Origin of the sequence: Shewanella sp. SM71 (genome assembly GCF_025653905.1) — a bacterium.
Lineage (GTDB): Bacteria > Pseudomonadota > Gammaproteobacteria > Enterobacterales > Shewanellaceae > Shewanella > Shewanella oncorhynchi.
On sequence record NZ_JAKKRW010000014.1, the window covers coordinates 62,473 to 87,158 of the forward strand.

The 24,686-nt window shown below is 45.1% G+C and carries 21 protein-coding genes and 3 tRNA genes; all 24 read right to left on the reverse strand.

What is annotated here, in order from left to right:
* Nucleotides 1-8 precede the first annotated feature (8 nt).
* The 24 genes from astA to L5L97_RS14645 all read right to left on the reverse strand — a co-directional run bounded on the left by astA (nucleotide 9) and on the right by L5L97_RS14645 (nucleotide 24,558).
* Complete coding sequence (gene astA / locus L5L97_RS14530) at nucleotides 9-1,028, reverse strand: arginine N-succinyltransferase (RefSeq protein WP_263182529.1); 1,020 nt, start codon at nucleotides 1,026-1,028, stop codon at nucleotides 9-11.
* Between the two features lie 127 nt (nucleotides 1,029-1,155).
* The gene (locus L5L97_RS14535) at nucleotides 1,156-2,373 is read right to left on the reverse strand and encodes an aspartate aminotransferase family protein (protein ID WP_105250267.1); all 1,218 of its coding nucleotides are present in this window, start codon (nucleotides 2,371-2,373) and stop codon (nucleotides 1,156-1,158) included.
* A gap of 308 nt (nucleotides 2,374-2,681) precedes the next feature.
* Nucleotides 2,682-3,593 carry an alpha/beta hydrolase gene (locus tag L5L97_RS14540; protein WP_173496275.1) on the reverse strand — a complete coding sequence of 304 codons (912 nt, stop codon included), beginning with the start codon at nucleotides 3,591-3,593 and terminating at the stop codon, nucleotides 2,682-2,684.
* Between the two features lie 54 nt (nucleotides 3,594-3,647).
* Nucleotides 3,648-4,793, reverse strand: a complete 1,146-nt coding sequence (locus tag L5L97_RS14545) for an HDOD domain-containing protein (protein WP_173496274.1) — start codon at nucleotides 4,791-4,793, stop codon at nucleotides 3,648-3,650.
* Nucleotides 4,794-4,998: 205 nt separating this feature from the next.
* A complete protein-coding gene (locus tag L5L97_RS14550; protein WP_263182534.1) occupies nucleotides 4,999-7,479 on the reverse strand; it encodes a prolyl oligopeptidase family serine peptidase in 2,481 nt (826 codons plus the stop codon).
* A 179-nt stretch (nucleotides 7,480-7,658) separates the two neighbouring features.
* Entirely contained in the window at nucleotides 7,659-8,243 is a 585-nt protein-coding gene (locus tag L5L97_RS14555; RefSeq protein ID WP_263182535.1) for an anthranilate synthase component II, read from the reverse strand.
* A 193-nt stretch (nucleotides 8,244-8,436) separates the two neighbouring features.
* Nucleotides 8,437-8,874 (reverse strand): ClpXP protease specificity-enhancing factor, encoded by a 438-nt coding sequence (locus tag L5L97_RS14560; protein ID WP_105250272.1) that lies wholly within the window; start codon nucleotides 8,872-8,874, stop codon nucleotides 8,437-8,439.
* A complete protein-coding gene (gene sspA, locus L5L97_RS14565; RefSeq protein WP_006080065.1) occupies nucleotides 8,874-9,503 on the reverse strand; it encodes a stringent starvation protein SspA in 630 nt (209 codons plus the stop codon). The genes L5L97_RS14560 and sspA overlap by 1 nt, the downstream gene beginning before the upstream one ends.
* Nucleotides 9,504-9,599: 96 nt before the next feature.
* The gene (locus L5L97_RS14570) at nucleotides 9,600-10,298 is read right to left on the reverse strand and encodes a cytochrome c1 (protein WP_105250273.1); all 699 of its coding nucleotides are present in this window, start codon (nucleotides 10,296-10,298) and stop codon (nucleotides 9,600-9,602) included.
* On the reverse strand, nucleotides 10,298-11,512 hold the full coding sequence (locus L5L97_RS14575; RefSeq protein WP_105250274.1) for a cytochrome b: 1,215 nt from the start codon (nucleotides 11,510-11,512) through the stop codon (nucleotides 10,298-10,300). Before L5L97_RS14575 ends, L5L97_RS14570 begins: the two co-directional genes overlap by 1 nt.
* Nucleotides 11,512-12,102 carry a ubiquinol-cytochrome c reductase iron-sulfur subunit gene (gene petA / locus L5L97_RS14580; RefSeq protein WP_006080059.1) on the reverse strand — a complete coding sequence of 197 codons (591 nt, stop codon included), beginning with the start codon at nucleotides 12,100-12,102 and terminating at the stop codon, nucleotides 11,512-11,514. The genes L5L97_RS14575 and petA overlap by 1 nt, the downstream gene beginning before the upstream one ends.
* A gap of 370 nt (nucleotides 12,103-12,472) precedes the next feature.
* The gene (gene hflC / locus L5L97_RS14585) at nucleotides 12,473-13,366 is read right to left on the reverse strand and encodes a protease modulator HflC (protein ID WP_113939145.1); all 894 of its coding nucleotides are present in this window, start codon (nucleotides 13,364-13,366) and stop codon (nucleotides 12,473-12,475) included.
* 3 nt (nucleotides 13,367-13,369) lie between these two features.
* Nucleotides 13,370-14,509 carry an FtsH protease activity modulator HflK gene (gene hflK, locus L5L97_RS14590; protein WP_028761770.1) on the reverse strand — a complete coding sequence of 380 codons (1,140 nt, stop codon included), beginning with the start codon at nucleotides 14,507-14,509 and terminating at the stop codon, nucleotides 13,370-13,372.
* Between the two features lie 36 nt (nucleotides 14,510-14,545).
* On the reverse strand, nucleotides 14,546-15,853 hold the full coding sequence (hflX, locus tag L5L97_RS14595; RefSeq protein WP_028761769.1) for a ribosome rescue GTPase HflX: 1,308 nt from the start codon (nucleotides 15,851-15,853) through the stop codon (nucleotides 14,546-14,548).
* 23 nt (nucleotides 15,854-15,876) lie between these two features.
* The gene (gene hfq, locus L5L97_RS14600; RefSeq protein ID WP_006084207.1) at nucleotides 15,877-16,149 is read right to left on the reverse strand and encodes an RNA chaperone Hfq; all 273 of its coding nucleotides are present in this window, start codon (nucleotides 16,147-16,149) and stop codon (nucleotides 15,877-15,879) included.
* Nucleotides 16,150-16,242: 93 nt separating this feature from the next.
* A complete protein-coding gene (gene miaA, locus L5L97_RS14605) occupies nucleotides 16,243-17,169 on the reverse strand; it encodes a tRNA (adenosine(37)-N6)-dimethylallyltransferase MiaA (RefSeq protein WP_263182538.1) in 927 nt (308 codons plus the stop codon).
* Between the two features lie 4 nt (nucleotides 17,170-17,173).
* Entirely contained in the window at nucleotides 17,174-19,075 is a 1,902-nt protein-coding gene (mutL, locus tag L5L97_RS14610; RefSeq protein ID WP_372832966.1) for a DNA mismatch repair endonuclease MutL, read from the reverse strand.
* A gap of 13 nt (nucleotides 19,076-19,088) precedes the next feature.
* The gene (locus L5L97_RS14615; RefSeq protein WP_173247558.1) at nucleotides 19,089-20,546 is read right to left on the reverse strand and encodes an N-acetylmuramoyl-L-alanine amidase; all 1,458 of its coding nucleotides are present in this window, start codon (nucleotides 20,544-20,546) and stop codon (nucleotides 19,089-19,091) included.
* A gap of 8 nt (nucleotides 20,547-20,554) precedes the next feature.
* Nucleotides 20,555-21,013 (reverse strand): tRNA (adenosine(37)-N6)-threonylcarbamoyltransferase complex ATPase subunit type 1 TsaE, encoded by a 459-nt coding sequence (tsaE, locus tag L5L97_RS14620; protein WP_028761764.1) that lies wholly within the window; start codon nucleotides 21,011-21,013, stop codon nucleotides 20,555-20,557.
* Between the two features lie 102 nt (nucleotides 21,014-21,115).
* Entirely contained in the window at nucleotides 21,116-22,600 is a 1,485-nt protein-coding gene (locus tag L5L97_RS14625; protein WP_263182544.1) for an NAD(P)H-hydrate dehydratase, read from the reverse strand.
* A 268-nt stretch (nucleotides 22,601-22,868) separates the two neighbouring features.
* Nucleotides 22,869-23,324 (reverse strand): hypothetical protein, encoded by a 456-nt coding sequence (locus L5L97_RS14630; protein ID WP_028761762.1) that lies wholly within the window; start codon nucleotides 23,322-23,324, stop codon nucleotides 22,869-22,871.
* Nucleotides 23,325-24,246: 922 nt separating this feature from the next.
* A tRNA-Gly gene (locus tag L5L97_RS14635) sits at nucleotides 24,247-24,322 on the reverse strand.
* A gap of 42 nt (nucleotides 24,323-24,364) precedes the next feature.
* A tRNA-Gly gene (locus L5L97_RS14640) sits at nucleotides 24,365-24,440 on the reverse strand.
* Nucleotides 24,441-24,482: 42 nt separating this feature from the next.
* Nucleotides 24,483-24,558, reverse strand: a tRNA-Gly gene (locus L5L97_RS14645).
* Nucleotides 24,559-24,686: the final 128 nt, after the last annotated feature.

The window sequence follows — 24,686 nt, forward strand, 5'->3', positions numbered from 1 at the left end:
GGTTATTCCTACATTGCCAAAATACGGATTTGATCGCCTTTTGCGAGTAGCAAACCCGCCGCCAACTCAGGGCTAATGATGATATGTTCGGATTTGTCGTCCACGGCCAATGCAGCAGACGTCGCTCGGTAATTGGCTAATTGGGTATTTGAGATAATAAATTGAGTGTCGGCTTCGACCATGTCACCAATATCGACGGTCAATAAACGACTTTCACGCACGCCGCGAATGTCCGATAAACGACACTCTACCGTTGGACCACCATCAAAAATATCCACGTAACCGCGGCATCTAAAACCTTCGGCCTGCAGCAAACTTAATGCGGGACGGGTATTGGTATGCACTTCGCCAATCACTTTCTGCGCTTCTTCCGGCAACAGACAAACGTAGACAGGATTTCGTGGCATCATTTCGGCCATAAATGCCTTTTTGCCCAAACCAGAAAGATAATCTGCCTGAATAAAATCTATGCCTAAAAAGTGTTTTTGCAGCCAGCCATAGAAAGGTGAATGACCATCGGCATCGCTCACACCGCGCATTTCGGCAATCACAGTTTCACCAAAACGCTTCGCATGTTGCGCTAAAAACAGAAAGCGACTGCGGGATAACATGCGGCCATTGTTGCCCTTGCGATACGCTTCACGCAAAAACAGCGTACACATCTCAGCAGCACCAGTGTAGTCATGGCAAAGGGTGAGTGTTTCGACCTCGTTACGCACATCAATTTGTTCGGAATGATAGACTTCGGTACCGAGTCGATAATGGTAGAACGCATCTTCCATTCCCACCGCCGCTTCGATGGCGCACGTTCCCACCACTTCACGGCTGTCGGTATCTTCCAACACCATCAGATAACCTTCATCGAAGGGAGTCTCTACGGCTTTGACGAATGAGGCTTCTGCTCGAGCAATTTTATGTCTGAGCAGATCCGCATTCACAGGTAATGACGTAAAACCATGACCAGACTCTTCGGCAATTTGATATAAGGCCTCAAAATCGCCAGCCTGAATAGGACGTATGATTAACATCTTAGTGTCTCCTCACTTTGGCTTACCGTGCATCAAGGCACCTCTCTTCAAAAAGACAGGTAGTGATGCAGGTAAGTATTCCCTGACAAAAAAGGAGTGCGAATAAATTCAGCACTCCTTTGGTCATTTAGGCGGCAGCTATGCTCGCCACAGCACGTTCAAAACGAGCTAGACCTTCAGCAATATCAGCCTCAGGGATCACCAGAGAAGGAGCAAAACGCACCACGTTAGCACCCGCCATCAGGCTCATTAAGCCTTCAGCGACAGAGGCCACCAAAAAGTCGCGTGAACGACCTTGGTATTGTTCATTAAGAACGGCCCCTAAGAGTAAACCTTTACCGCGTACTTCTGAAAAAACATGATATTTTTCATTGATTTTGTTCAAACCATCACGCAATAACTGCTCGCGATGTTTTACGCCATCTAACACTTCAGGTGTGTTCACTACATCTAACACAGCATTACCGATAGCGCAGGCTAATGGGTTACCACCGTAGGTAGAACCGTGAGTGCCCACTTTTAAATGCTCGGCAATCTCAGCCGTTGTCAGCATAGCTGCGATAGGGAAACCACCACCGAGCGCTTTAGCTGTGGTTAAGATGTCAGGCACGATTTCAGTACCCATGTAAGCGTACAGTTCACCAGTACGGCCCACACCTGTTTGGACTTCATCAAAAATCACTAGTGCATTGTGCTTATTAGCCAATTCACGCACGGCTTTTAGGAATGCAGGATCGGCATCAATAATACCGCCCTCGCCTTGCAGCGGCTCAAGCATGATGGCGCAAGTCTTATCGGTTACTGCGGCTTCTAAGGCGGCAACATCGTTAAATGGCAGGTGAGTAATGCTCTGCGGCTTAGGACCAAAGCCATCGGAATAGGCAGCTTGTCCACCGACACTGACGGTGAAGAATGTACGGCCGTGGAAAGCTTTATCGAACGCTATGATTTCATCTTTCTCAACGCCATGTTTTTCTAAGGCATAACGACGGGCAAGTTTTAATGCGGCTTCGTTGGCTTCGGCGCCAGAGTTGGCAAAATACACTTTGTCGGCAAACGTGCTATTAACTAATTTAGTCGCTAATGCTAAGGCTGGCTCATTCGTCATTACGTTTGACAGATGCCATAATTTTTCACCTTGTGTCTTAAGGGCATTCACAAGGGCTGGATGACAGTGACCTAAGCAATTTACCGCAATACCGCCAGCAAAATCGATAAACTCGTTGCCCTCTTGGTCCCAAACTCGGCTTCCTTCGCCACGAACAGGGATCACGGCAGCAGGCGCATAATTAGGCACCATCACTGCGTCAAACTGGGCACGGTCCAACTTCATATCAACGCTCATTCTTCTTCGTCCTTTGTGTTTGTGTAACGGCGCCTTGCACCGTCAGAGTCCCATAGGTATCTTTATCTAGAGTTAGTGATACTGGGATTGCTTGTGTCTATTAATAACCATTATTAGCGAAAATGTGATCAAAATACCAGTTTTTCACAAACATCAATCCACGCACTTCCACCCAAAGTGCATAAAGATTGCAGTTTAAGAACTATACAAGCGGTTAAGCCCGTGGCTTGCAGCATAATTAGTCAGAAAAAAAGTTATTTCCCCCTCATTTTGCTAGCTATTCACTGAATGTGAATAACTACACCATTTTAACGAATCAAATGTGAAAGCACAAAATGGCCAATTTTCGACCTCACTTCAAGGGCTTCGGGCAATAAATTGAACAAAGGAAACACATGGGGCATGTTAGGGTAAAAGCAGCCCGTTATCTCACCACCACAGGCTTTTATTTGGGCGACTAAACGTTCAGAATCCTGTAATAATAACTCCCGCGTACCCGCAATCACTAAGATAGGCGGCAGGTCTGCCAAGTTTCCCTGTAAGGGGGAAACTTTTGCAGACATAGGATCGGCCCCCGCAAGATAAGCGCCACGTAAGCGCAGCAATGCCTCTATGGTAAAGAAGGGATCGTCGGCTGCGAGTATCAACTCAGTATCCCCCGTAAGCGCTAAGTCTAACGCGGGCGATAGCAAGATACAGGCGGTCGGTAAAGGCAGGGCTAAACGTTTTAATTCCAGCAACAAACTCAGTGCTAAATTGCCGCCCGCCGAGTCACCCATGAGGATCAAATTCTCCGTGCCTTTCAGCTCAATTAACCGCCTATAGGCTTCAAGTACATCATCAAATGGCGCGGGGAAAGGATACTCTGGTGCGAGACGATAATCCGGAATATAAGCATCTAATTGACAACGCTGGCAGATATCTGCGACCAGTCTTGCATGGGCATGGGGCGTTTTAAAACAGAAGCCTCCGCCACGGATATAAAACAGATTTCCAAGGCGAGGAGGTTCGTTCAGAAGCACATAATGTAACAAGTTTGAGTGTTGTAAGGGGATGGTAGCGCTGACTAACTTATCCGGCCAAGGGAGCCAACGTCTATCAAGCTCAAGCAACTTTTCACGCACTTGCGCTAAGGGCATTTTTGCCTGTCCACGACTGATGGATGGCCTAGCGACATAGGATAAAATGGTATTTAGTACAGATGCTTGCCAGCTTGGCATATCCATTCCTCTACTTAAACGCCGCAATCATGGCGCTACGTAGCAGACCGAGGATTACAGCAGATCTAACTTCCTATAGTTTTGTGCTTTTAAGCGCAGTACTTCTTGCTCATTTAACTCATAATAATCAAACATTAAGCGCTTTTCTTGGGGATCGATTTGACGCATTTCTTCGAGCAATACCACCTTAGCATAACAGTTTGCCCGCGCGACTAATGCCGACTGAGGCGACAATTCTCGATAGCTTAAGGTTTGGTCTAACTCCTTTAACAACCGAGTTAAGGGACTCGCTTCAAACTTAAGTAACTCTAATAATTGCCAATTAAGTTTAAGACCATGGTTTAACACTTGTTCAAACACGGCCTTAGCAGGAAACTCAGTGGCAATCACCGCATCATACACTTCCTTATCACGGCTGCTACTGGCTTCTCTTATCCAAGATCCCCATGTTTGGTCGAATAAACGGGCACTTAAACTCAATACAACGGATGTGCCTAACTGATTAAGTAAGGCACTACTATAAACCAAGGCTGAGTCAGTATTATGAAGCTGAGCTAAAGCATTTGCCGCTATGCCACTGACTATGCTGTAGCGCCATAATTTACGGGTAGTCCATAACAACTTAGCATTGCCACTAGGAAGCCAATTTCGCAAACAAAAGTAAGGAATAATAGTGCGAAGGTTTTCGATACCGATGTAATTCATCACTAATTTGATATCAGTGACCCGCACATCTGAGCTCTGAGACCGGCGAGCGCGAAAAGATGGGCTGTTGACCATGTTGGTTAAGTCGCGGCACAACCAACTTAAGTTACTGATCAGTGGCCTTAATCGCGTTGCATCGAGATTTTTTGCCAGCAATAATTCCAGCAAGAGGATTTGCGACTCATTGATATCTGACTTAGCCAGAACAGATTCAGGGGACGCGAGTTGATGCTCGATGGCGTTAATGACAGTTTCATGCAACTGGCTCGATACGGCTTCAAACACTTCTTTAGCTTTAATTTGTTTCATCAAACGCACCAAAATGGCTTCGCGTTCAACATCTAACTTATTTGCATCGGCCTCTAATTCAAGGTCGAGTTCATCCAAAAGAGTCGGGCTCGCTTTTTGCTTTCCGAGGATCAATTGTTGATAGAGTCTATGTTCTATCTCTATAATTTTGCCGGGTCTTACACCGCCCGCAACCGAAATCGCCACTATAAATCTTTCCTATATCGCTAATGCCCGAGTGACGTCAACACAATCAAACTCTCAAAATCATTACAATTTCAGCACATACACTTAATCTTAGCAATAATGCAAAGTCGCAGAACGCAAACAAAGAGTTATATCGGATATTTCCTAGTCAGTTACCCAATAAAAAGGCCTCGACTAGGAGACCTTTAAAAGAAATCGAACTGAATTATTTGAGTTCTTGTTCAAATAACTTATAGATGCGGCGGTATTCATCTAACCAGCTAGAAGGTTGACGGAAACCATGGGGCTCAACAGGATAAATCGCCATTTCAAAGGTTGGTTTTTCCAGTTCAATGAGGCGCTGTACCATACGCACACTGTCTTGGAAGAAAACGTTGTCGTCCATTACGCCACTCATGATAAGCAGTGGTTTCGTTAATCCTTGGGCATGCTCAATAGGAGAGCTGCGCTCATAGGCGATAGGATCGACATCAGGCGTATTTAAGATATTAGAGGTATAAGGCGCATTATAATGTGCCCAGTCCGCCACAGGACGCAATGCAGCTCCAGCTTGGAACAAGTCTGGCGCGGTAAACAAAGACATGAAGGTTAAGAACCCACCGTAAGAGCCACCATAAGTCCCGACACGCTTAGTATCGACATGGGTATGAGTCGCCATCCACGTCACGCCATCCTTTAAGTCTTCCACTTCTGGATGACCCATATTGCGATAAATAGCGGTGCGCCAATCTCGGCCGTAACCTTTAGAGCCACGGTAATCCATGTCCATCACAACATAACCTTGTTGAGTCAGCAGGTTGTGGAACATAAACTCGCGGAAGTAACCGCTAAAGCCATAGTCAGCATTTTGCAGATAACCTGCGCCGTGGTTGAAAATCACCGCAGGGTATTTCTCAGCGCGGGACTTATCATAGCCTTGCGGCAGATAAACTCGAGCGTACACATTGCCAGCACCATGATTTGAAGGTACTGCTACCACTTCTGGCGCTTGCCATGGGTAATTTTTGAAGGCATCACTGGTATAAGACGTCAGCTGCTTTAACTCGCCGCCAATGGGTTGAACATAAAGCTCATTAGGCTGTGTGCGGCGCGAAGCATTGAGTAATAGCTGAGTGCCATCGGGGCTTAAGCTGTAATCTAAGTTGCCATCCCACTGGGTTAGTTGCTCATTTTTACCTGTGGCAAGATTCACGCGGTGAACGTTATAAATGCCGGGGTGACTCTGGTTCGCTTTGTAATAGATGTAATTGGCATCCGGTGACAGCGTAATATCACTCACCACAAACTTGCCTTGGGTTAACGCACGCGGCTTTTCGCCTTGAGCTTTAATATAAAGCTGCGAATAACCGGACTCTTCTGACAAGTAATACAAGGTATCCGTATCCGGTAACCAACCGAATTGGTTGTAGTCGTAATTCACCCATGCATCATCATGCAAACGATGTTCGGTAATGAATTTACCCTTAGCAAGATCGACACTGGCGATCCAGCGATCTTTGTTATCAGTTGCTTCTAGCATCAGGGCTAATTTATTTTCCGACTCATGCCATTGAATCGCACTCTGAGTCCAGCCCCAATCCTGCATCAACTGAATTTTACGTGGCGATTTAGTGCTTTGATAAGTTTCACCTTTTGCTTTAGCATTTTCAGCTTTCACTTTGGCTAGCACATCCTCATCAAAACCAGTAAGGCCCTCGATTGTGATATCGACTTTTTTATGTTGGTTTAAATCAAGCACAACAAAACGTTGCCCTGGTGGCGTATCTTCAGCCACGCGCGCGCGCACTGGCACTGGGTCGATATAACCTTCACTACCTAAGTAATTAGGCATGATGTCGTGTTCGCTGCTACCTGTGTAATTTTTATCTGTAAGAGCGACTAAAATATAGCGGCCATCGGGTGATAAACTCAGCTCTGACACCACTTCGCTATCGCCTAAATACCAAGTGCTGGCGGCGAGCGTTGGATCGTTTTTTTGTAATTCATCTTGGTACTGCGCTTTAGCTTTAGCATTTTCTTGCTGCAGCGCTACATACTGAATCAATCTGTGCTGTTGTTTCGCAATATAAGACGTCGGCTCTTTTACCGCTTCTGGTGCTTTCGCCATTTTAATTTCAGCAAGTTGCTCGACTAAGCCTGAATCTTGATGAATTTGGAAAACATTGTCGCCCTGCCAATAGGCAATATCGCCATTATTGAGATAACGCACACCATCGATGGCGGTGCGCTGGCGAGTCAGTTGGCTGATTTTACCCGTGCTTAATTGCTTAACAAAAATGTTGCCTTGATATAGGTAAGCCTTGTGGGACTTAGTGCGATCAAACACACCAAAATGCTGATCTGCGGCATGTAACTTATCGAGAGCTAGCTCGACGGCGCGACTGTCATTGATGCCTTGCTGATAATAGCTACGCAGAGGTGAAGCACTCGCTTGGCGGGCAAACAGCACGCTTTGGCTATCGTCGCTCCAGTAAGCCTCTTTGGCAAAGATCCCCATCCAATCAGGATTTGCCATAATTTGATTAAGCGTAAGCGCCTGTGAAACTTGTGGCGGTTGGGCTAAGGGAACTTGGAATGCTGGCGGAGCTATTACGGGAGTTGCAGTTTCAGTCGATGTCGCTGCGCACCCAGCCAATACGGCAACCGCTAACGCACTAAAACCCAAATTTCGCATTACGCTTCTCATTTATCCTTCCTTTTATTGTTATCGCAATGGCTAAATGACCCAGTCTACTTATCTGCTGGTTTCGCCTATTCGCGTAGTTTTGCGGCAGTTATAGCATAGTTAATCGCTAAACTTGCTTAAAAGAAGGATAAATCTTGTAACAGAAATTGATAGTGTGGAGAGTTTTTAAGGCGAGGAAATTATACGGGCACAGCCGGTTGCGCTAAAAAATTGGCTAACAGTTCGAGACCTTGCTCGGTAAGAATTGATTCGGGATGAAATTGTACCCCATAAAGTGGTAAGTCTTGATGGCTCATGGCCATGATTTCTCGGCCGTGAATTGCATCGTCAAACCAAGCATCGAGTACAAAACCTTCAGGCACAGCATCAACCAGTAACGAGTGATAACGTGTCACGGTTAAAGGCTGATTTAATCCCTTAAATAACCGCTGTCCAGTGTGCGTAATGGCACTGACCTTGCCATGCATTACCCGTTCGGCACGCACTACATTGGCACCAAAAACCTGTGCCATCGCCTGATGTCCCAAACAGACACCTAAGATTGGCATGCACGCAGCAAAATGTTCAATCGCCGCAAGAGAAATCCCCGCCTCATTGGGAGTACAAGGTCCTGGAGAAATCACCAAATGACTAGGCGCAAGCGCCTCAATGTCGGCTAGGCTAATTTCATCATTACGTTTAACCACTATCTCTTGCCCTAGCTGCTGAAAATACTGCACTAAGTTAAAGGTGAAAGAGTCGTAATTATCGATCATTAGCAACATACAAAATCCATTGGTCTAAATGGGTAAAGGTAACGCATATCTAACGGATGAATGCGGGCGCAAATGCTATCACACCTTGTACTTAAGGTTTAACCAATTGTGGGGATTAAAATACAGCGACAAAAAAGCCAGTCATTAGACTGGCTTAATTTTTAAACGACTTGGGCATTTCACCACAGTTATTTAACCACAGTTATTTAACCACAGTTAAATGACTGCGACGCTTAGGAGGCTCATCTGTCGGTTCAAACGCTTTATCTGTTGTTTCAACAACAGATAAAGATGAATCGACTTCATCGTCCATCAGGTAAGCATCTTCAATATCGAAGACAGTGCCAGCACCGTTTTCACGGGCATAAATAGCGACAATCGACGCCATTGGCAACATCACCTGCTGAGGAACACCACCAAAACGCGCATTGAACTCCACACACTCATTGCTAATTTGCAAATTGCCCACTGCGCCAGCAGCGATATTTAACACTATCTGGCCATCCTTCACGTATTGCTGCGGTACTTGAGTGCCTTCAACAAAGGCATCAACCACAACGTGAGGAGTCAATTGGTTGTCCATCAACCAATCATAGTAAGCCCTTAGTAAATAAGGACGATTTGGAGTCAAAGGTTTCATTACATACCCATGCGCATTTCGCGTTCGGCTTCAGTTAAAGAAGCTTTAAACGATTCACGCTCAAAAATACGTGTCATATACGCTTTGATATCTTTAGCTACACGGCTATCTAGCTCAATACCTAATACAGGTAAGCGCCACAACAATGGGCCAAGGTAGCAATCCGCTAGACCAAATTCTTCGCTCATGAAGTAAGGCACTTCACCGAAGATAGGCGCAATTGCGATCAGGCTTTCAGTCAACTCTTTACGAGCCGCTTCAACACGATCACCTTTACGGATACGGTCAACGAGCGAATACCAGTCAGTATCGATGCGATGCATCATCAAACGGCTTTGGCCGCGAGACACTGGATAAACTGGCATCAAAGGCGGATGAGGAAAACGCTCATCCAAATATTCCATGATAATACGTGATTCGTATAAAACGAGTTCACGGTCTACCAAAGTTGGCACTGAGTTATATGGATTTACTTCGAGCAAATCCTCAGGCATTTCGTTAGGGTCGACCTGTAAAACATCAACAGTAACCCCTTTCTCAGCTAACACGATACGTACTTGATGGCTATACAGATCATCAGCACCTGAAAACAGTGTCATGATAGAGCGTTTGTTGGCAGCAACAGCCATTGATACCCTCCAGAATCGAAATAAAACAAAAGTAAACGAGGGGCAAAGCCCCCCGTTTACACTATGCGGATATTACATTTTACCCGTTATTGGTGCCTAGTGTACATCTTTCCAATACTCTTTCTTCAAGAGGTAGGCCACAATAAAGAATATAAATAGGAATCCGAGTACCCACCAGCCCATAGCTTGACGCTCTAGCTTAACAGGTTCAGCCGAATAAACTAAGAAGCCAGTGATATCACGTACTGCTTGGTCGTATTCTTCCGCATTCAATTTACCGCCAGTCACCACAATAGTGCCATCTTCTTGTTTAACTGGTGTGCCTTGTAACTCTTCGAGTACATGTGGCATACCAACAGATGGGAATACTGTGTTATTCACACCAAATGGGCGACTTGGATCTTTATAGAAGCCTTTCAGATAGGAATAAACCCAATCTTCACCACGCACGCGAGCAACTAAAGTTAAGTCTGGCGGTGTAGCACCAAACCATTTAGCAGCATCTTTAGGTGGAATAGCGTTTTGCATCAACTCACCAATTTTAGCATCGGTGAACATATACTTATTACGCATATCATCCGCAGAGATACCGATATCGGTCGCTACACGTTCATAACGTTGATACTGAGTGCTGTGGCAACCAGAACAGTAATGTTGGAACAGGTCCACACCACGCTCTAAAGAAGCTTTATCATGCAGATCAACATTGGCATCTTCTAAATGAATTTTATGTCCGCTCGCGGCCATAGCCAACGTCGGCAACAAGGTAACTAATGCAATCAATAATTTTTTCATTAGTGTGTCAACCTCGCTGGAACAGGTTTAGTTTTTTCATTCTTGCTGTATACCCACAGCGCCACAAAGAAACCAAAGTAAGTGAAAGTAAACACCTGTGCAACTATCGTCAGCGTCGGTGTGGCAGGCACTACCCCTAAATAACCCAATACTATGAAAGATATAGCAAATTGGGCAATATTCAGCTTATGTAGCGTACTACGGTAGCGAACTGACTTCACTTTACAGCGATCTAACCAAGGCAATACGAACAGCACTGCAATCGACAGACCCATCATTATCACGCCACCCAATTTATCAGGCACAGCACGTAAAATGGCGTAAAAAGGAGTAAAGTACCAAACGGGTGCAATGTGTTCAGGAGTCTTCATCGAGTTAGCCGCTTCAAAGTTTGGCTTTTCAAGGAAGTAACCACCGCCTTCAGGAATAAAGAACAACACATAGCAGAACACTATCAGGAAGCCCGCGACGCCCATGATGTCTTTTACAGTGTAATATGGGTGGAATGGAATACCGTCAACTGGCCAGCCATTTTCGTCTTTGTTCTTCTTGATTTCGATACCGTCAGGGTTGTTAGAACCCACTTCATGCAGCGCAATTAAGTGTAAAAACACGAGTACGACTAATACTAGCGGCAGAGCAATCACGTGCAGCGCAAAGAAACGGTTCAGCGTTGCGCCAGAGATCACGTAGTCACCACGGATCCACAGGGTTAAGTCGTCACCAATAACTGGAATTGCACCGAACAGAGAGATAATTACCTGCGCGCCCCAATATGACATTTGACCCCATGGCAGCAAATAACCCATAAAGGCTTCGGCCATCAACACGAGGAAAATTAACATACCGAACAGCCACAGTAGTTCTCTAGGCTTCTGATATGAACCGTAAATTAAACCACGGAACATGTGCAGATAGATCACAACGAAGAAGGCTGAAGCACCCGTTGAGTGCATATAACGCAGCAACCAACCGTATTCAACATCACGCATTATGTATTCAACAGAGGCGAATGCGCCTTCTGCTGTTGGTACATAGTTCATCGTCAACCAGATACCTGTCAGTAATTGGTTAACCAATACCAACATCGCTAGCGAACCGAAAAAATACCAAAAGTTAAAGTTAGTTGGCGTAGCGTACTGACCCACGTGACGGTTATAAGTCGCCGTCATTGGGATACGCGCATCAATCCAATTAATTAAATTCTTAACCATTACGCCACTCCTTTATCTACACCGATAATCACGGTGCCATCATCAACGTATTGATGTGGAGGGATAACTAGGTTCAATGGAGCAGGTACGCCTTGGAAAACGCGACCAGCCATATCGAACTTAGAGCCATGACATGGACAGAAGAAACCAGAAGTGACACCTTCAACTTGCTCACCAAATGAATCTGGCAAATAAGTAGGTGAACATCCGAGGTGGGTACAAATACCGACAGCAATAAAATACTCTGGCTTAATTGAGCGCAAAGGATTTGTTGCATAATCAGGCTGCTGCATCTCAGCAGAAGCAGGATCTCTTAACTTATCATCATGTGTTGGCAGTTCATTGATCACAGCATCTGTGCGACGGACAACCCATACAGGTTTTCCACGCCACTCAACACGGATCAGCTGACCTGGCTCTACTTTACTGATATTTACTTCGACCGGTGCACCTGCAGCTTTCGCTTTGGCACTCGGATTCCATGACTTGATGAAAGGAACCGCTACAGCGACGGCACCAGCACCACCTACTACGGCGGTTGCGGCTGTCAGGAATCTGCGACGTCCGGTATCGACTGGCGCATTGCTCATCCACTTATCTCCCAGAGGGTGTTGGAATTTTTATATTTCAAAGACTTTCAGCCCTTAGTCATCACTAGGGTCAAAAATCGAAGTTTGAAGCGGGGCTCATTATAGCTAAAAATTAGAAGCAGATCATAGTGAAAACACGCAAGTAAGTTAGGGAGATTGCGTGTTTTTTAAAAAAAGCCTAAAAAAGACCCAACTATTAACCCATTTTAATTCATTTGGATCATATTTTAAGCTTCTTGTCTGTGACATCGGCATAAAGCATGCATCGCTAATATAAATTAGCCCAGACTTTTCAAACTAAGTTAACAATCGCCAGATAAAAAAATAGGCCCTGAGTAACAGGACCTATTAAATCAATACTTTTAATGCATTACTTCTTAGGTGCAGTGCTCTTCATATACTTGAAGAACTCGCTATCAGGCTCTAACACCATAATATCGGACTTGCCTGAGAAGCTGGCTCGATAAGCCTCTAAGCTACGAACAAAACCGAAGAACTCAGCATCTTTGTTGTAAGCATCAGAATATATCTTCGCTGCTAACGCATCCCCTTCACCTCGAATGGTTAAGGCTTTACGTTCAGCTTCGGCAATCTTCACCGTCACATTAGCATCTATTGTTGCACGAATAATTTCAGACTGTTCTTTACCTTGCGCTCTATGCTCTTTTGCCACAGCTTGACGCTCTGCACGCATACGCTGGTAAATACTGTTACTGACGTTAGCCGGTAGATTGATTTGCTTTACACGCACATCAACAACTTCAATACCTAAGTCTTTTGCACTTTCTGAGGCATTGGATAACGCATCATTTTGCAGTTCATCACGCTTACCAGAAACAATCTCTCTAATAGTGCGACGACCAAACTCTGTGCGTAAATCGTTGTTGATCTTACGTTGTAATAGCGATTCTGCATTCGACTTAATACCACCGTTTGTAGACAGGTAATATTTTTCGAAATCCATAATGCGCCACTTCACATAGGAATCGACCATAAGGTCTTTCTTCTCTGAAGTCACAAAACGATCAGCTGCACCATCGAGTGTCTGAATACGGGCATCGAGTAATTTTACTTTATCGATCACAGGCACTTTCATGTGCAGGCCTGGACCGTAGACGCGGGTGACTTGCTTACCGTCAACGTCGTCTTTTAAAATTTCACCGAAACGCGCCACAATAGCGCGCTCGCCTTCATTCACCACCATTAAAGATGACAAACCAATACCTAAGAGCACGGCGATAAGAATAACGCTTAATCTACCCATGGATTACTCCCTCCCTTGGCGAGTACGATCATCGCGGGATGGACGTCCACTCAAAGGCTCATTCGCGCGAGTCGTTGATACAGATGAAGAATTAACATTTTGCTGTGGCTTAGCTTCCAGCTCATTTGTCGCAGGCTTCTGCTGAATTAACTTATCTAGCGGTAGGTACATTAAGTTGCCGTTGTTCTTAGCATCAATCAGCACTTTATTCGTATCTGTCATCACTTGCTGCATTGTATCAAGATACAAACGCTTACGAGTCACTTCAGGCGCAGCTTGATACTCTGGTAATAACAACTCAAAACGAGCCACTTTACCGCGAGCTTCTAAGACTTCACGCTCTTTGTAAGCATTCGCTTGTTGCGCCATACGTTCAACTTCACCACGAGCTTTGGGTTCAATTTCACGGGCATAAGCTTCAGCTTCACGAATAAAACGTTGTTCATCTTCTTGGGCAGAAATCGCATCATCGAAGGCGTCTTTCACTTCTTCTGGCGGACGTGCCGGTAAGAAGTTAACGTCAACAACAGCAAGACCCAATTTGTACGGTTCAAGAATGCGCTCTAACTCTTTCCACGTATCGCGACGAATAGCATCACGGCCCGTAGTCAGAATATCATCCATCTTGTTATGTCCAATGACATAACGCAGTGCACTGTCAGTCGCTTCACGCAAACTGGCGTTCGCATCGACGGCACTAAATAGATATGAGTAAGCATCTAAAATACGATACTGAACATCAAGCTCAACTTTCACGACGTTTTCATCGGATGTCAGCATGCTACCAGACGCAGGAATAGAGCGAACCGATTGAATGTCGACGGGATAAATTTGGTCGATAAATGTGGCTTTCCAATGAAGTCCAGGGCCAATTTCGCCAGCGTGTTTACCAAATCGCAGTGCCACACCACGCTCAGCTTCTTTAATTGTATAAAAACCCGAAAGTCCCCAAACAACTACAGCAACAGCAAGAATGATGATTAGGCTAAACGAACTAAAAGACTGGCCTGAGCCATTTCCTTTGCCGCCAAAGCGCTTTGAAAGATTACGAAAAACCTCGTCAAGGTCCGGTGGTCCTTTGTCGTTACCACCTTTATTTCCCCAAGGATCATTACCCTTGTTACCGGGCTCGTTCCAAGCCATTTAGCACTCCATAAGTGGATGAAATAAATTAGATTATTAACAAACAGCTTCATCTATCGAATCTTCGAAGATGAAGGTTTCTAACTCACCCTGACTCTGTTTTGTTAATCGGCGCCAATCGGCGTCCGATAAACGAACAGACAAAATACAGTTCCCCAGATCGTCGTACTCTTTCTGCTGTATCGCATCCAGTCGATAAAACTGGCCAAGATAATGTCCAGCAGTTGCCGGAATTCTAAGTGTTAGCTCTTTAATCACCTCACCAATAAGCTCAGTGATGGCTTTCAATAGCAAATCAAATCCTAAACGCTTCTGTGCTGAAACCCAAACTCGAACGGGTTTGCCTATGTCGTTATATTCAATTCTTGGCGTCACATCTTCGAGTAAATCGATTTTGTTACAGACCACGAGTTGCATGACTTCATCGGCTTGGATGTCTTTCAGTACAGATTGAACCTGATCAAAATTATCCGCCATGTTTTCATCTGCACAATCAACTATGTGTAGTAATAACTCCGCTTGCCTTGTCTCTTGTAAGGTTGCCTTAAATGCAGCAACGAGATCATGGGGCAAATGACGAATAAACCCGACAGTATCCGCTAATATCACAGCACCATCAGGTAAATCTAACTTTCTTAGCGTAGGATCGAGTGTGGCAAATAGCTGATCTGCAGCATAAACATCAGATGATGTTAGGGCATTAAAAAGCGTTGATTTACCCGCGTTTGTGTAGCCGACTAATGAGACTGTCGACAAATCACTACGCTTACGTGCACGTCGACTCTGTTCACGTTGCTTATCAACTCGCTCTAAGCGTTTGTTGATATTTTTAATCCGTCCTCTGAGCAAACGTCTATCGGTTTCGAGCTGGGTTTCCCCTGGACCACGTAAACCAATACCGCCCTTTTGCCTTTCAAGATGCGTCCAACCACGGATCAGGCGAGTCGACATATGGCGCAATTGCGCTAGCTCCACCTGTAACTTACCTTCGTGAGTTCGCGCTCTTTGGGCAAAAATATCGAGAATAAGTGTCGTACGGTCGAGCACACGACACTGACACACTTGCTCAAGATTACGCTCTTGGGCTGGACTCAATGCATGATTAAAAATCACCACATTGGCTTCAGTCGCCGCCACTAATGCAGCTAACTCTTCGGCTTTACCAGAACCCACAAAAAATTTGCGATCCGGTGAACGTCGACTTCCAGTAATCACCCCGACTGATCTTGCCCCAGCTGATTCTACTAATAGCTGCAGCTCGACTAAATCTTCTCGGCGTTCCTCATCGGAAAAGTCGATATGGACAAGAACCGCAGTTTCTCCCGCCTCATAACGATCAAACAAGAAGCAAACTCCTCAGATAATACTTATTCGCCACTAGGCGCATCATCTTGAGCACCATATCCGCCTTGGGCATTTTGGTGACCAGTAACGTTGAATGGGCGTGCTGGCACGACAGTAGAAATAGCGTGTTTATAAACCATTTGGCTCACTGTATTTTTCAACAGAATGACAAATTGATCAAACGACTCTACCTGTCCTTGGAGTTTAATACCGTTAACCAAGTAAATTGATACAGGAACGCGCTCGCGACGCAATGCGTTCAAAAATGGGTCTTGTAAAGATTGCCCCTTAGCCATTTTATTATTTCCTTTTTTAATTTATATAAAATAAATCGATATCAGTGATAGTTTTTTGTTTAGTTTTAGTATTATACAGCAAGGGCTAATAAGCTAGCGGCATTGACGCATAAGTATAACTAAATTCCCCTCAGCACCACTTTCAAGCCAATTCAACTCTGGCCAACTCCGCAACCATGTTAATTGACGCTTAGCCAATTGCCTAGTAGCAGCAACCGCTTTTTCGACCATAGTATCATAGTCAAACTCACCATCTAGGTATTGCCAGCACTGTCGATAACCGACACAACGCATTGAAGGCAAGTCTAAATGCAAGTCTCCGCGGGCTTTTAGCTCTGTGACTTCCTCAATAAAGCCCTGTTTGAGCATAATCGCAAAACGTTGCGCTATTAAGTCATGTAACACTTTGCGCTCGCGCGGTGCAATAGCAAACTGCACTACGTCATAAGGCAAGGGAGCTGACTTGGTCTGAGTCAACTCAGTCATGCTCTTGCCGCTTATTCTATAGACTTCCAGCGCTCTTGAAAGTCTTTGTGGATCATTAGGATGAATTCTTTCTGCAGACACGGGATCTATCTCCCTTAATTGGTCATGCAGTGCTTCCCATCCCTTTTCATCCGCCTCCGCTTGGATCTCGGCCCTAATGGCGTCGTCCGCACTCGGCAAAGGTGACAAACCTTCGAGTAACGCTTTGAAATACATCATGGTTCCGCCAACTAATACTGGCGTTTTCCCCATGCTGACAATCTCTTCTATCTGGGCTATGGCATCGGCTCTAAAGTCGGCTGCCGAATAGCTTTCACTGGGATCACGAATATCAATTAATCTGTGCGGCCCGCGAGCCAGTTCATCTGTTGAAGGTTTGGCACTGCCAATGTCCATACCACGATAAATTAATGCCGAATCGACCGAAATGATTTCACAGTTATGCTTTTCGGCCAATTCTAATGCTAAAGCTGTCTTACCTGAGGCCGTTGGCCCCATCAAAAATAACACTTTAGGCTGTAATTCTTTATTCACTTGCTTACTCTTCTAGCCACGATTGCCAAGGTAAGAATATCGCTTTGTTGGCAATAAGCTGTTTTTTCTCTTCAGCTAACTGCGAAAATGCTGCCCAGATTTCTGGTGCCGAAACGAATCCCGTTAAACTGTGTTTTGCCAACCAAAACGCCAATGCGCTCGGCGCAGGTGTTTCAAAACGTAGTGATTGTAGCCATTCAGGGATCACTTTGGCTAACTGGCTCTCTCTGATATATGGGGGCACTTTTTTAATAATCAACTGCTGGTAACGAATTGTTAGTTCTAAACCTAATTGGCGGATCAGCGTGTCGTGTTCAGTGAGCACAGCCTGCCAATCCGCATCAGCCGCGACAGACACTGGCATCAATAAAGGCTGACCAATTAACCCCGTCGCTAGCTTAGCTTCAATCTCTTGGCATCGCGTCGCCAATGCTACTGATTTTATTGATAATAGACAGAGTTTATCTTCCGACGTCATCACCCAATATTGCCCATCTAATATCGATGGCATAGGTAACACAGACTGATAATCTTGATCTTTTACACTGTAAGAAGGGGTTTGCAGTAAAGCACCATAACTTGCTATTGCCGCCTTTGACGGTAATTCAGTACGTTGTCGAGATTCACCTGCAGAATAACTGCCACGGCTGCTGTCTCTTGGCATTGTCATGCTGCCAAAAGCATTGGTTTGAGTGACAAAACTGGCGCCTTCTCGTCCTGCGCCTACAGACTTTACTTGAACTGCAGGGGCTACTGAATCTTGAGCAGACTCAAGTGTATCAGTTTGCGCATTAACTAGAGCTGAGTCAGCGCCAAGTGCAAAAGGAGCAGATATTTCAGCTGCGCTTGTTGGGGCATCCACAAACACATCTTCAACCTCACCCAAAGAACTAGAGTGAACGAAGTTGAGCTCTCCTGCTTCTTCCAGCGCCGATTGCAATGCTTGCAGAATATAATCATGCACATAGCGACTCTGATGGAATCGCACCTCATGCTTAGCAGGATGCACGTTAACATCCACTTGATGGGGATCGATATCCAACATCAGCACGTAGCCGGGTTGTTCAATTTCTGCTTTTTGAGCAAAGGCTTGACGCACTGCATGATTGACCAAGCGATCACGGATAAGGCGTCCATTGACATAAAAGTAATGGGTATCGCTGATAACCGGTGACCAAGGTGACTGCAAATAACCACTGAGACGCAAATCATCGTGTTGGCATTCAATCTTAAGCGCTTGCTCGGCAAATGGACGGCCACACACTTGCGTCAAACGCTGTAAATACTGGGCTTCATTCATGGCAGGACGATAATTACGTACTGTCTTGCCGTTATGCGTCAGCGTGAAATGGATATCCCCACGCACTAATGCAATGCGCTTTAACCATTCATCGATATGGGTAAATTCGGTTTTGTCACTCTTTAAAAAGCGTCTGCGAGCCGGTGTATTAAAGAATAAATCCACCACTTCAATCGTCGAACCTACTGGATGCGCGGCAGGCATCACTTTAACTGCCATGTCGGCACCTTCAGCATGGGCTTGCCACGCTTCGGTTTGCTCAGCCGTGCGTGACGTTAAAGTTAAACGTGAGACTGAGCTGATACTGGCTAGCGCTTCACCACGGAAACCAAAACTAAGGATCGCTTCAAGATCGTCTAAAGTGTGTAACTTTGAGGTCGCATGGCGCGATAAGGCTAGCGCGAGTTCATCTTTAGGTATGCCAGATCCGTTATCGCGAATTTTAATCAGCTTGCTACCGCCTTTGTCGATTTCAATATCGACTCGGCTCGCTCCTGCGTCGAGGCTATTCTCGACCAATTCTTTGACTACGGAAGCGGGTCTCTCAACCACTTCCCCCGCCGCAATTTGGTTGGCTAATTGCGGAGGCAGGATCTGAATGCCCATCATGCTTTCCTATTTAACTCTGGGGTATGACTAGCGTTTGCCCTAACTGCACCACATCGGACTTCATTCCATTCGCTTGTTTGATGCTGGACATTGGCACACTGTAACGTTGCGCGATTGCAGATAAAGATTCTCCGCGACGGACCTTATGTTTAACCTTTGTCGATACCGCATCGCCAACATAGGCTGTAGGTGTTCTTTCAGTTGGCGTTCTTTCTGCTGATGCTTTTGCTGTGGTTTTGGCCGGCTTAGCACTGCTAGAGCTTCCTCCCCTTCTTTGGGCAAGCAAAGTATCCGCTGGCGGATTGTTGTGATAGTAACGGCTCACCCCCTTATAAATAGCATTGGCAATGCTCTCTTGATGGCGACTACTCGACAGTAAACGCTCTTCTTTAGGGTTTGAAATAAAGCCCGTTTCAACCAAGATTGAAGGAATATCCGGTGACTTCAGCACGGCTAAACTCGCGGACTCAGGGCGACTTTTATGCAATTGAGTCACGCCACCTAAATCTTTTAAAATATCCCCCGCAACAGAATGGCCAATTGCCATCGAACTGTTCATTGACATATCGAGCAGCGTCATAGCCAAATACTGTTCATTATCCGTGTTTTGAATAATCTCACCCGCGCCGCCCAGCAACTCAGAGTGTTTCTCTTTTTGCTCTAACCAACGACCAATTTCACTATTAGCACGACGCATTGATAGCACCCATACGGAGGCGCCACGTGGATTGGGCGAGGTAAAGGCATCCGCATGGATAGAAATCAGCAGATCTGCCTTACTGTTGCGCGCCAGTTCAGAGCGTTTATTTAAATTCACAAAATAATCACCAGTACGGATCATCACAGCACGCATGCCTGGCGTGTCATTGATTTTGCTGGAAACACGTCTGGCGATTTCTAGGGCGACCTTTTTTTCATAAACACCAGAAGGACCAATGGAGCCAGGATCGTCGCCACCATGACCCGCATCAATAGCAATGACAATATCGCGGGATGATTGCGCCGCTTGGGTGACAGTTTTAACGGGTGTAGATGACACGATAGCCGTTGCAGTAGTTAACGTTTTATCTTCTAAATCAACCACTAGACGATTGCCATAGGGCGCAGTAACAGGCAAAGAAAACAAGCTTGCATTCAATGGTTTTACGAGATCGATCACTAAACGCAAATCACCTTTAGTCGGTGACTTGCTGACCCGCACGCCCTTAACCAACTTACTGTTGTTTTCAAGATTTTTAAGCACAACTTTAGCAGTGGTCTTTTTTAAATCCACCACTAAACGATTAGGGCCATCTAAAGAGAAATAGGTGTAATCAGGCACTCCACTCAAGTCAAACACGATTCGAGTTGACTCAGGCGCAGCCCAAATACGTACGCTTTCTAACTGATTAGCAGCATGGGCCACCACAGAGAAAAAAGAACACAAAGAAAGAATAATAATTTGAAAATACGGGTTATTTTTTATCATTTTAGTTTTTATTTTATCGCTTTTAATAACTTTTCACCTGGCTCAGACAAGGCCTCTATGCGTATTTCTCGCCCACTATTTTGATAACTTAAATGCATATGGACATCGGCAGCGGGCAGTAAACCCTCTCCCTTATCTGGCCATTCAACAATGCACAGACTCTTATCCGTAAAGTAATCACGGATCCCCATAAACTCGAGTTCTTCTGGATCGTTTAAACGATACAAATCAAAATGATAAACTTCGACACCTTCTAATTCATAAGGTTCAACTAAAGTGTAAGTCGGGCTTTTAACGGCTCCTTTATGGCCCAATCCCTGAATTAAGCCACGACTCAGCGTCGTTTTACCGGCTCCTAAATCACCCGTAAGATACAGAGTCAAAGGCGCTTGGACATGGCGGGCTAATTTTTGCCCAACCGCAATAGTGTCGTCTTCGTTGTCTAAGAAAAAAGTTAACTCTGTCATATCCGCTTATATCACTGCTGTTATTGATGGAGAAGCGACTCAATCCTAAAAAGGCACAGGGCACATAACAAAGTCCAGCCCCACTTAAGTCTCACATTCCGCCTAGAGTAAATCACTATTCACTAATTGGCGAATAAAAGGCATTAAATCGCTCGCTAACATGCCACGTTCTCCCTGTATTGCCGCAAGATCGGCAGCGCAACCATGTACGACTACGCCAAGCACCGTTGCCTGCATATTATCCATTCCCTGAGCCATGAGCGCGCCTATAATACCAGATAACACATCGCCACACCCACCACTGGCAAGCCCAGGGTTGCCGACTGGTGCCACTACCATTTGCTGACCATCAAAAATGACCGTTCCTGCGCCCTTTAGCAATACAACACCGCCGTACTTTTGCTGTATCGCGCGAACAGCGGCAAATCTGTCCTGTTCAATATCGACCACGGTACAACCAAGTAAACGCGCGGCCTCACCCGGATGTGGTGTTAATACCCAATTCGTTTGGCGCCTTGGTTCATTACTGAGCAGATTCAACGCATCGGCATCTAAAACACAAGGCTTATCGCTCAAGCCCACGGCTTTAAACAAATTATACCCCCAGTCATGCTTACCTAAACCAGGGCCAAGCACGATAACCTGCGCCCAACCAAGGCGCAGATACACTTCCATATCGACTAAATCACAACCCCAAAACATCAGTTCAGGACGGGAAACATTCACCGTCAGTTGATGCTCAGGTCGACTGATCACAGTGACTAATCCCGCGCCTGCACGTAGGCAAGCCTCACTTGCCAGTCTCACAGCCCCTGCCATGCCTATATCACCGCCGATGACAGTGACTTTACCCGATTGGCCTTTATGGCTATCCCTTGCTCGGGCGGCAAAATAGTCCTTAAGAGTCTCTCTTCCTACTCTTTGTGCGCTCACTTCAGCAAAGAAAGGCGTTAATCCTAAATCTGCAAATTCAAGCTCACCACTGTAATGCCGTGCCTTACCCGTTAACACACCTTGCTTTAAACCACCAAAACATAAGGTGATATCCGCCATCACAGCAACACCTACTACGGCGCCTGTATCAGCAATAACTCCAGAGGGTAAATCAAGACTCAATACCCAAGCCGAATTGTCATTGATGGCACGGATATATTTAGACATATCGTCGCGCACAGCATCACGTACACCCGTACCTAACAGGCCATCAACTATGATTTTCGCTGCGAGAATAGGTTCAACCTCTAACGGCAGTAATTTTCCACCTTCAGCAAGATAATGGGTCAATGCTTGCTGACACTCAGGCGTGCCTGCCGCTGACGTCATCATCACAGAAACGTCCATACCACTGGCACGGGCTAGACGGGCGCACACTAAAGCATCGGCACCATTGTTACCGCTGCCAGCAAGGATTAACACAGGTAAGACTTTGGAGCTATGTTTCGCTAAACACTCAAAAGCCGCCGCGCCAGCACGCTCGACCAATTCATAGAGACTAGATACTCCCTGAGACACTGCACTCAGTTCAGCTTCGCGAACTTGTGTTTGGGTGTATAGAGCTTTGGGGAATTGCGATAGATCTTGTGCCATGAAGGATCTCCTTAGACACCAATGACTCCATTTCATAATGAGTAATCTCACCATAGAAGTCTTGGCAGAATTGAGCAAGGCCAATAAAAATCAGCCAATAGATCAAGAAAGTAGCAAAAAAAGCAGCGAGAAATTATGACGTAAATCAGTTCAGGCGCAGAAACCCGCCCAAATGGAGCAAAGTAGAGTAAAAGTGGCCGATACAAAGTCGACATAAAAACCAAAGCCAGCACTGGGCTGGCTTTGAGAATCAAGAAGAAATGACGGTTTAGATATCGTCCATCCGAATCGTACTATGGACTAGACGTTGCTGCTGAGTTTTCTCTACTCGGATCAAATTGGCTAACGCATTGCGCGCATCTTCCGCCGTGGTTGAGTTAACTGTTTTTTCTAACAAACCAATCAGACGATTCTCTAGGTCTAAATGTAAGTTGAGCACATCATCTTCATTCATGTTTGCGGGCAACATAGTATCTTGGCAACGCTTAGTAAAGTCTTCAAAAGTGAAGTCTTTATACCAAGTATCAAGAATACGATGTGGTGCTTCATCCATATAATCACGCAGTTTTTCTGCCATGGTTTTTTGGTGTGATTCAAAATACTCCAACATCATTTTCACACGAGCCGAGTCAGCTTGATTGTTGAGTCGGCCATAGAGTTGCGCCATATCTAAGCGGCAATTTGCCACATACTCGAGTAGATCACGTAATTGTTGAATACGCATATAATGCACTCCATTGTCAGGCCAACTACTTGGCGCTATTAATTTTGTCTAATTCCATTATGTGAGTAAAAGCGTTAAGAATATTTGAACAAGGTCATAATTTAACTTTCACGCAGCTATCTAATTTAGGAAAACTTGAAGAAACACGCTATAGATCACGCATCTAAATCCTATCACACTGTTTTATATAAAAGAGAAAAGCCAAAAGAGATCTCAACGCACTTTTCCCAAAGGGTATTCGTAAGTCTTTGGTTGTGCATGGTGAATCTGAGATAGAGTGCTTGAGGTAGATGGCAGTGAATCAAGACAAAATATAGACGAACTAATTGAGGGAATGATGTGAAAAAGTAGCTGTTGGGGAGTTTAACGGAAGTACAGCGAAATGATTTTGATAGGGAGAGGTTCGAGCAATGATCTATGCTTTAGTCAACGGCTAAGCATTATAAGTGATAGCAATATGAGCAACACGATTGAAATGATCTTAGCTAAAGTAGTTTTTGGGGGATTTATTGAAATTGGAGCGACATGATTTTGATCAAGAGCGGTTTGAACCGATAACCTATACCTTGGCAAAAAAGAAGGTATCGCCATATCAAGTCCGCAACTGAGCTAATCCCAATTGAGTAATCTGATAGTGGAATATTTAGGAAATTGGAGCGACATGATTTTGTTCAAGAGCGGTTCGAACCGATGACCTATACCTTGGCAAAAAAGAAGGTATAGCCATATCAAGTCCGCAACTGAGCTAATGTCAATTGAGTAATCTGATAGTAGAATATTTAGGAAATTGGAGCGACATGATTTTGATCAAGAGCGGTTCGAACAGATGACCTATACCTTGAAAAAGAAAGGTATCACCATATCAAGTCCGCAACTGAGCTAATGTCAATTGAGTAATGTGATAGTGGAATATTTAGGAAATTGGAGCGACATATCGGGTTCGAACCGATGACCTATACCTTGGCAAGGTATCGCTCTACCAACTGAGCTAATGTCGCATAATCTGTACTAATGATTTGGTAAATCACTAAGTTTTAATTTGGAGCGACATATCGGGTTCGAACCGATGACCTATACCTTGGCAAGGTATCGCTCTACCAACTGAGCTAATGTCGCATAATCTGTAYTAATGATTTGGYAAATCACTAARTTTTAATTTGGAGCGACATATCGGGTTCGAACCGATGACCTATACCTTGGCAAGGTATCGCTCTACCAACTGAGCTAATGTCGCTTTTTGCATCGCTGCTACATTTGCCTTCAACATTAACAAAGGTATCGCCTTTAACCTTTATCAACTGAGCTAATGTCGCATTCAATCTAAATGACCGTACATCTCTGTTCGCATCAAAAAGTTGAGGC

Coding starts and splice junctions, on each gene's coding strand:
- astA (WP_263182529.1), bottom strand. CDS start 1,028: ATGTTAATCATACGTCCTATTCAGGCTGGCGATTTTGAGGCCTTATAT.
- L5L97_RS14535 (WP_105250267.1), bottom strand. CDS start 2,373: ATGAGCGTTGATATGAAGTTGGACCGTGCCCAGTTTGACGCAGTGATG.
- L5L97_RS14540 (WP_173496275.1), bottom strand. CDS start 3,593: ATGCCAAGCTGGCAAGCATCTGTACTAAATACCATTTTATCCTATGTC.
- L5L97_RS14550 (WP_263182534.1), bottom strand. CDS start 7,479: ATGAGAAGCGTAATGCGAAATTTGGGTTTTAGTGCGTTAGCGGTTGCC.
- L5L97_RS14555 (WP_263182535.1), bottom strand. CDS start 8,243: ATGTTGCTAATGATCGATAATTACGACTCTTTCACCTTTAACTTAGTG.
- L5L97_RS14560 (WP_105250272.1), bottom strand. CDS start 8,874: ATGAAACCTTTGACTCCAAATCGTCCTTATTTACTAAGGGCTTACTAT.
- sspA (WP_006080065.1), bottom strand. CDS start 9,503: ATGGCTGTTGCTGCCAACAAACGCTCTATCATGACACTGTTTTCAGGT.
- L5L97_RS14570 (WP_105250273.1), bottom strand. CDS start 10,298: ATGAAAAAATTATTGATTGCATTAGTTACCTTGTTGCCGACGTTGGCT.
- L5L97_RS14575 (WP_105250274.1), bottom strand. CDS start 11,512: ATGGTTAAGAATTTAATTAATTGGATTGATGCGCGTATCCCAATGACG.
- petA (WP_006080059.1), bottom strand. CDS start 12,102: ATGAGCAATGCGCCAGTCGATACCGGACGTCGCAGATTCCTGACAGCC.
- hflC (WP_113939145.1), bottom strand. CDS start 13,366: ATGGGTAGATTAAGCGTTATTCTTATCGCCGTGCTCTTAGGTATTGGT.
- hflK (WP_028761770.1), bottom strand. CDS start 14,509: ATGGCTTGGAACGAGCCCGGTAACAAGGGTAATGATCCTTGGGGAAAT.
- hfq (WP_006084207.1), bottom strand. CDS start 16,149: ATGGCTAAGGGGCAATCTTTACAAGACCCATTTTTGAACGCATTGCGT.
- mutL (WP_372832966.1), bottom strand. CDS start 19,075: ATGGGCATTCAGATCCTGCCTCCGCAATTAGCCAACCAAATTGCGGCG.
- L5L97_RS14615 (WP_173247558.1), bottom strand. CDS start 20,546: ATGATAAAAAATAACCCGTATTTTCAAATTATTATTCTTTCTTTGTGT.
- tsaE (WP_028761764.1), bottom strand. CDS start 21,013: ATGACAGAGTTAACTTTTTTCTTAGACAACGAAGACGACACTATTGCG.
- L5L97_RS14625 (WP_263182544.1), bottom strand. CDS start 22,600: ATGGCACAAGATCTATCGCAATTCCCCAAAGCTCTATACACCCAAACA.
- L5L97_RS14630 (WP_028761762.1), bottom strand. CDS start 23,324: ATGCGTATTCAACAATTACGTGATCTACTCGAGTATGTGGCAAATTGC.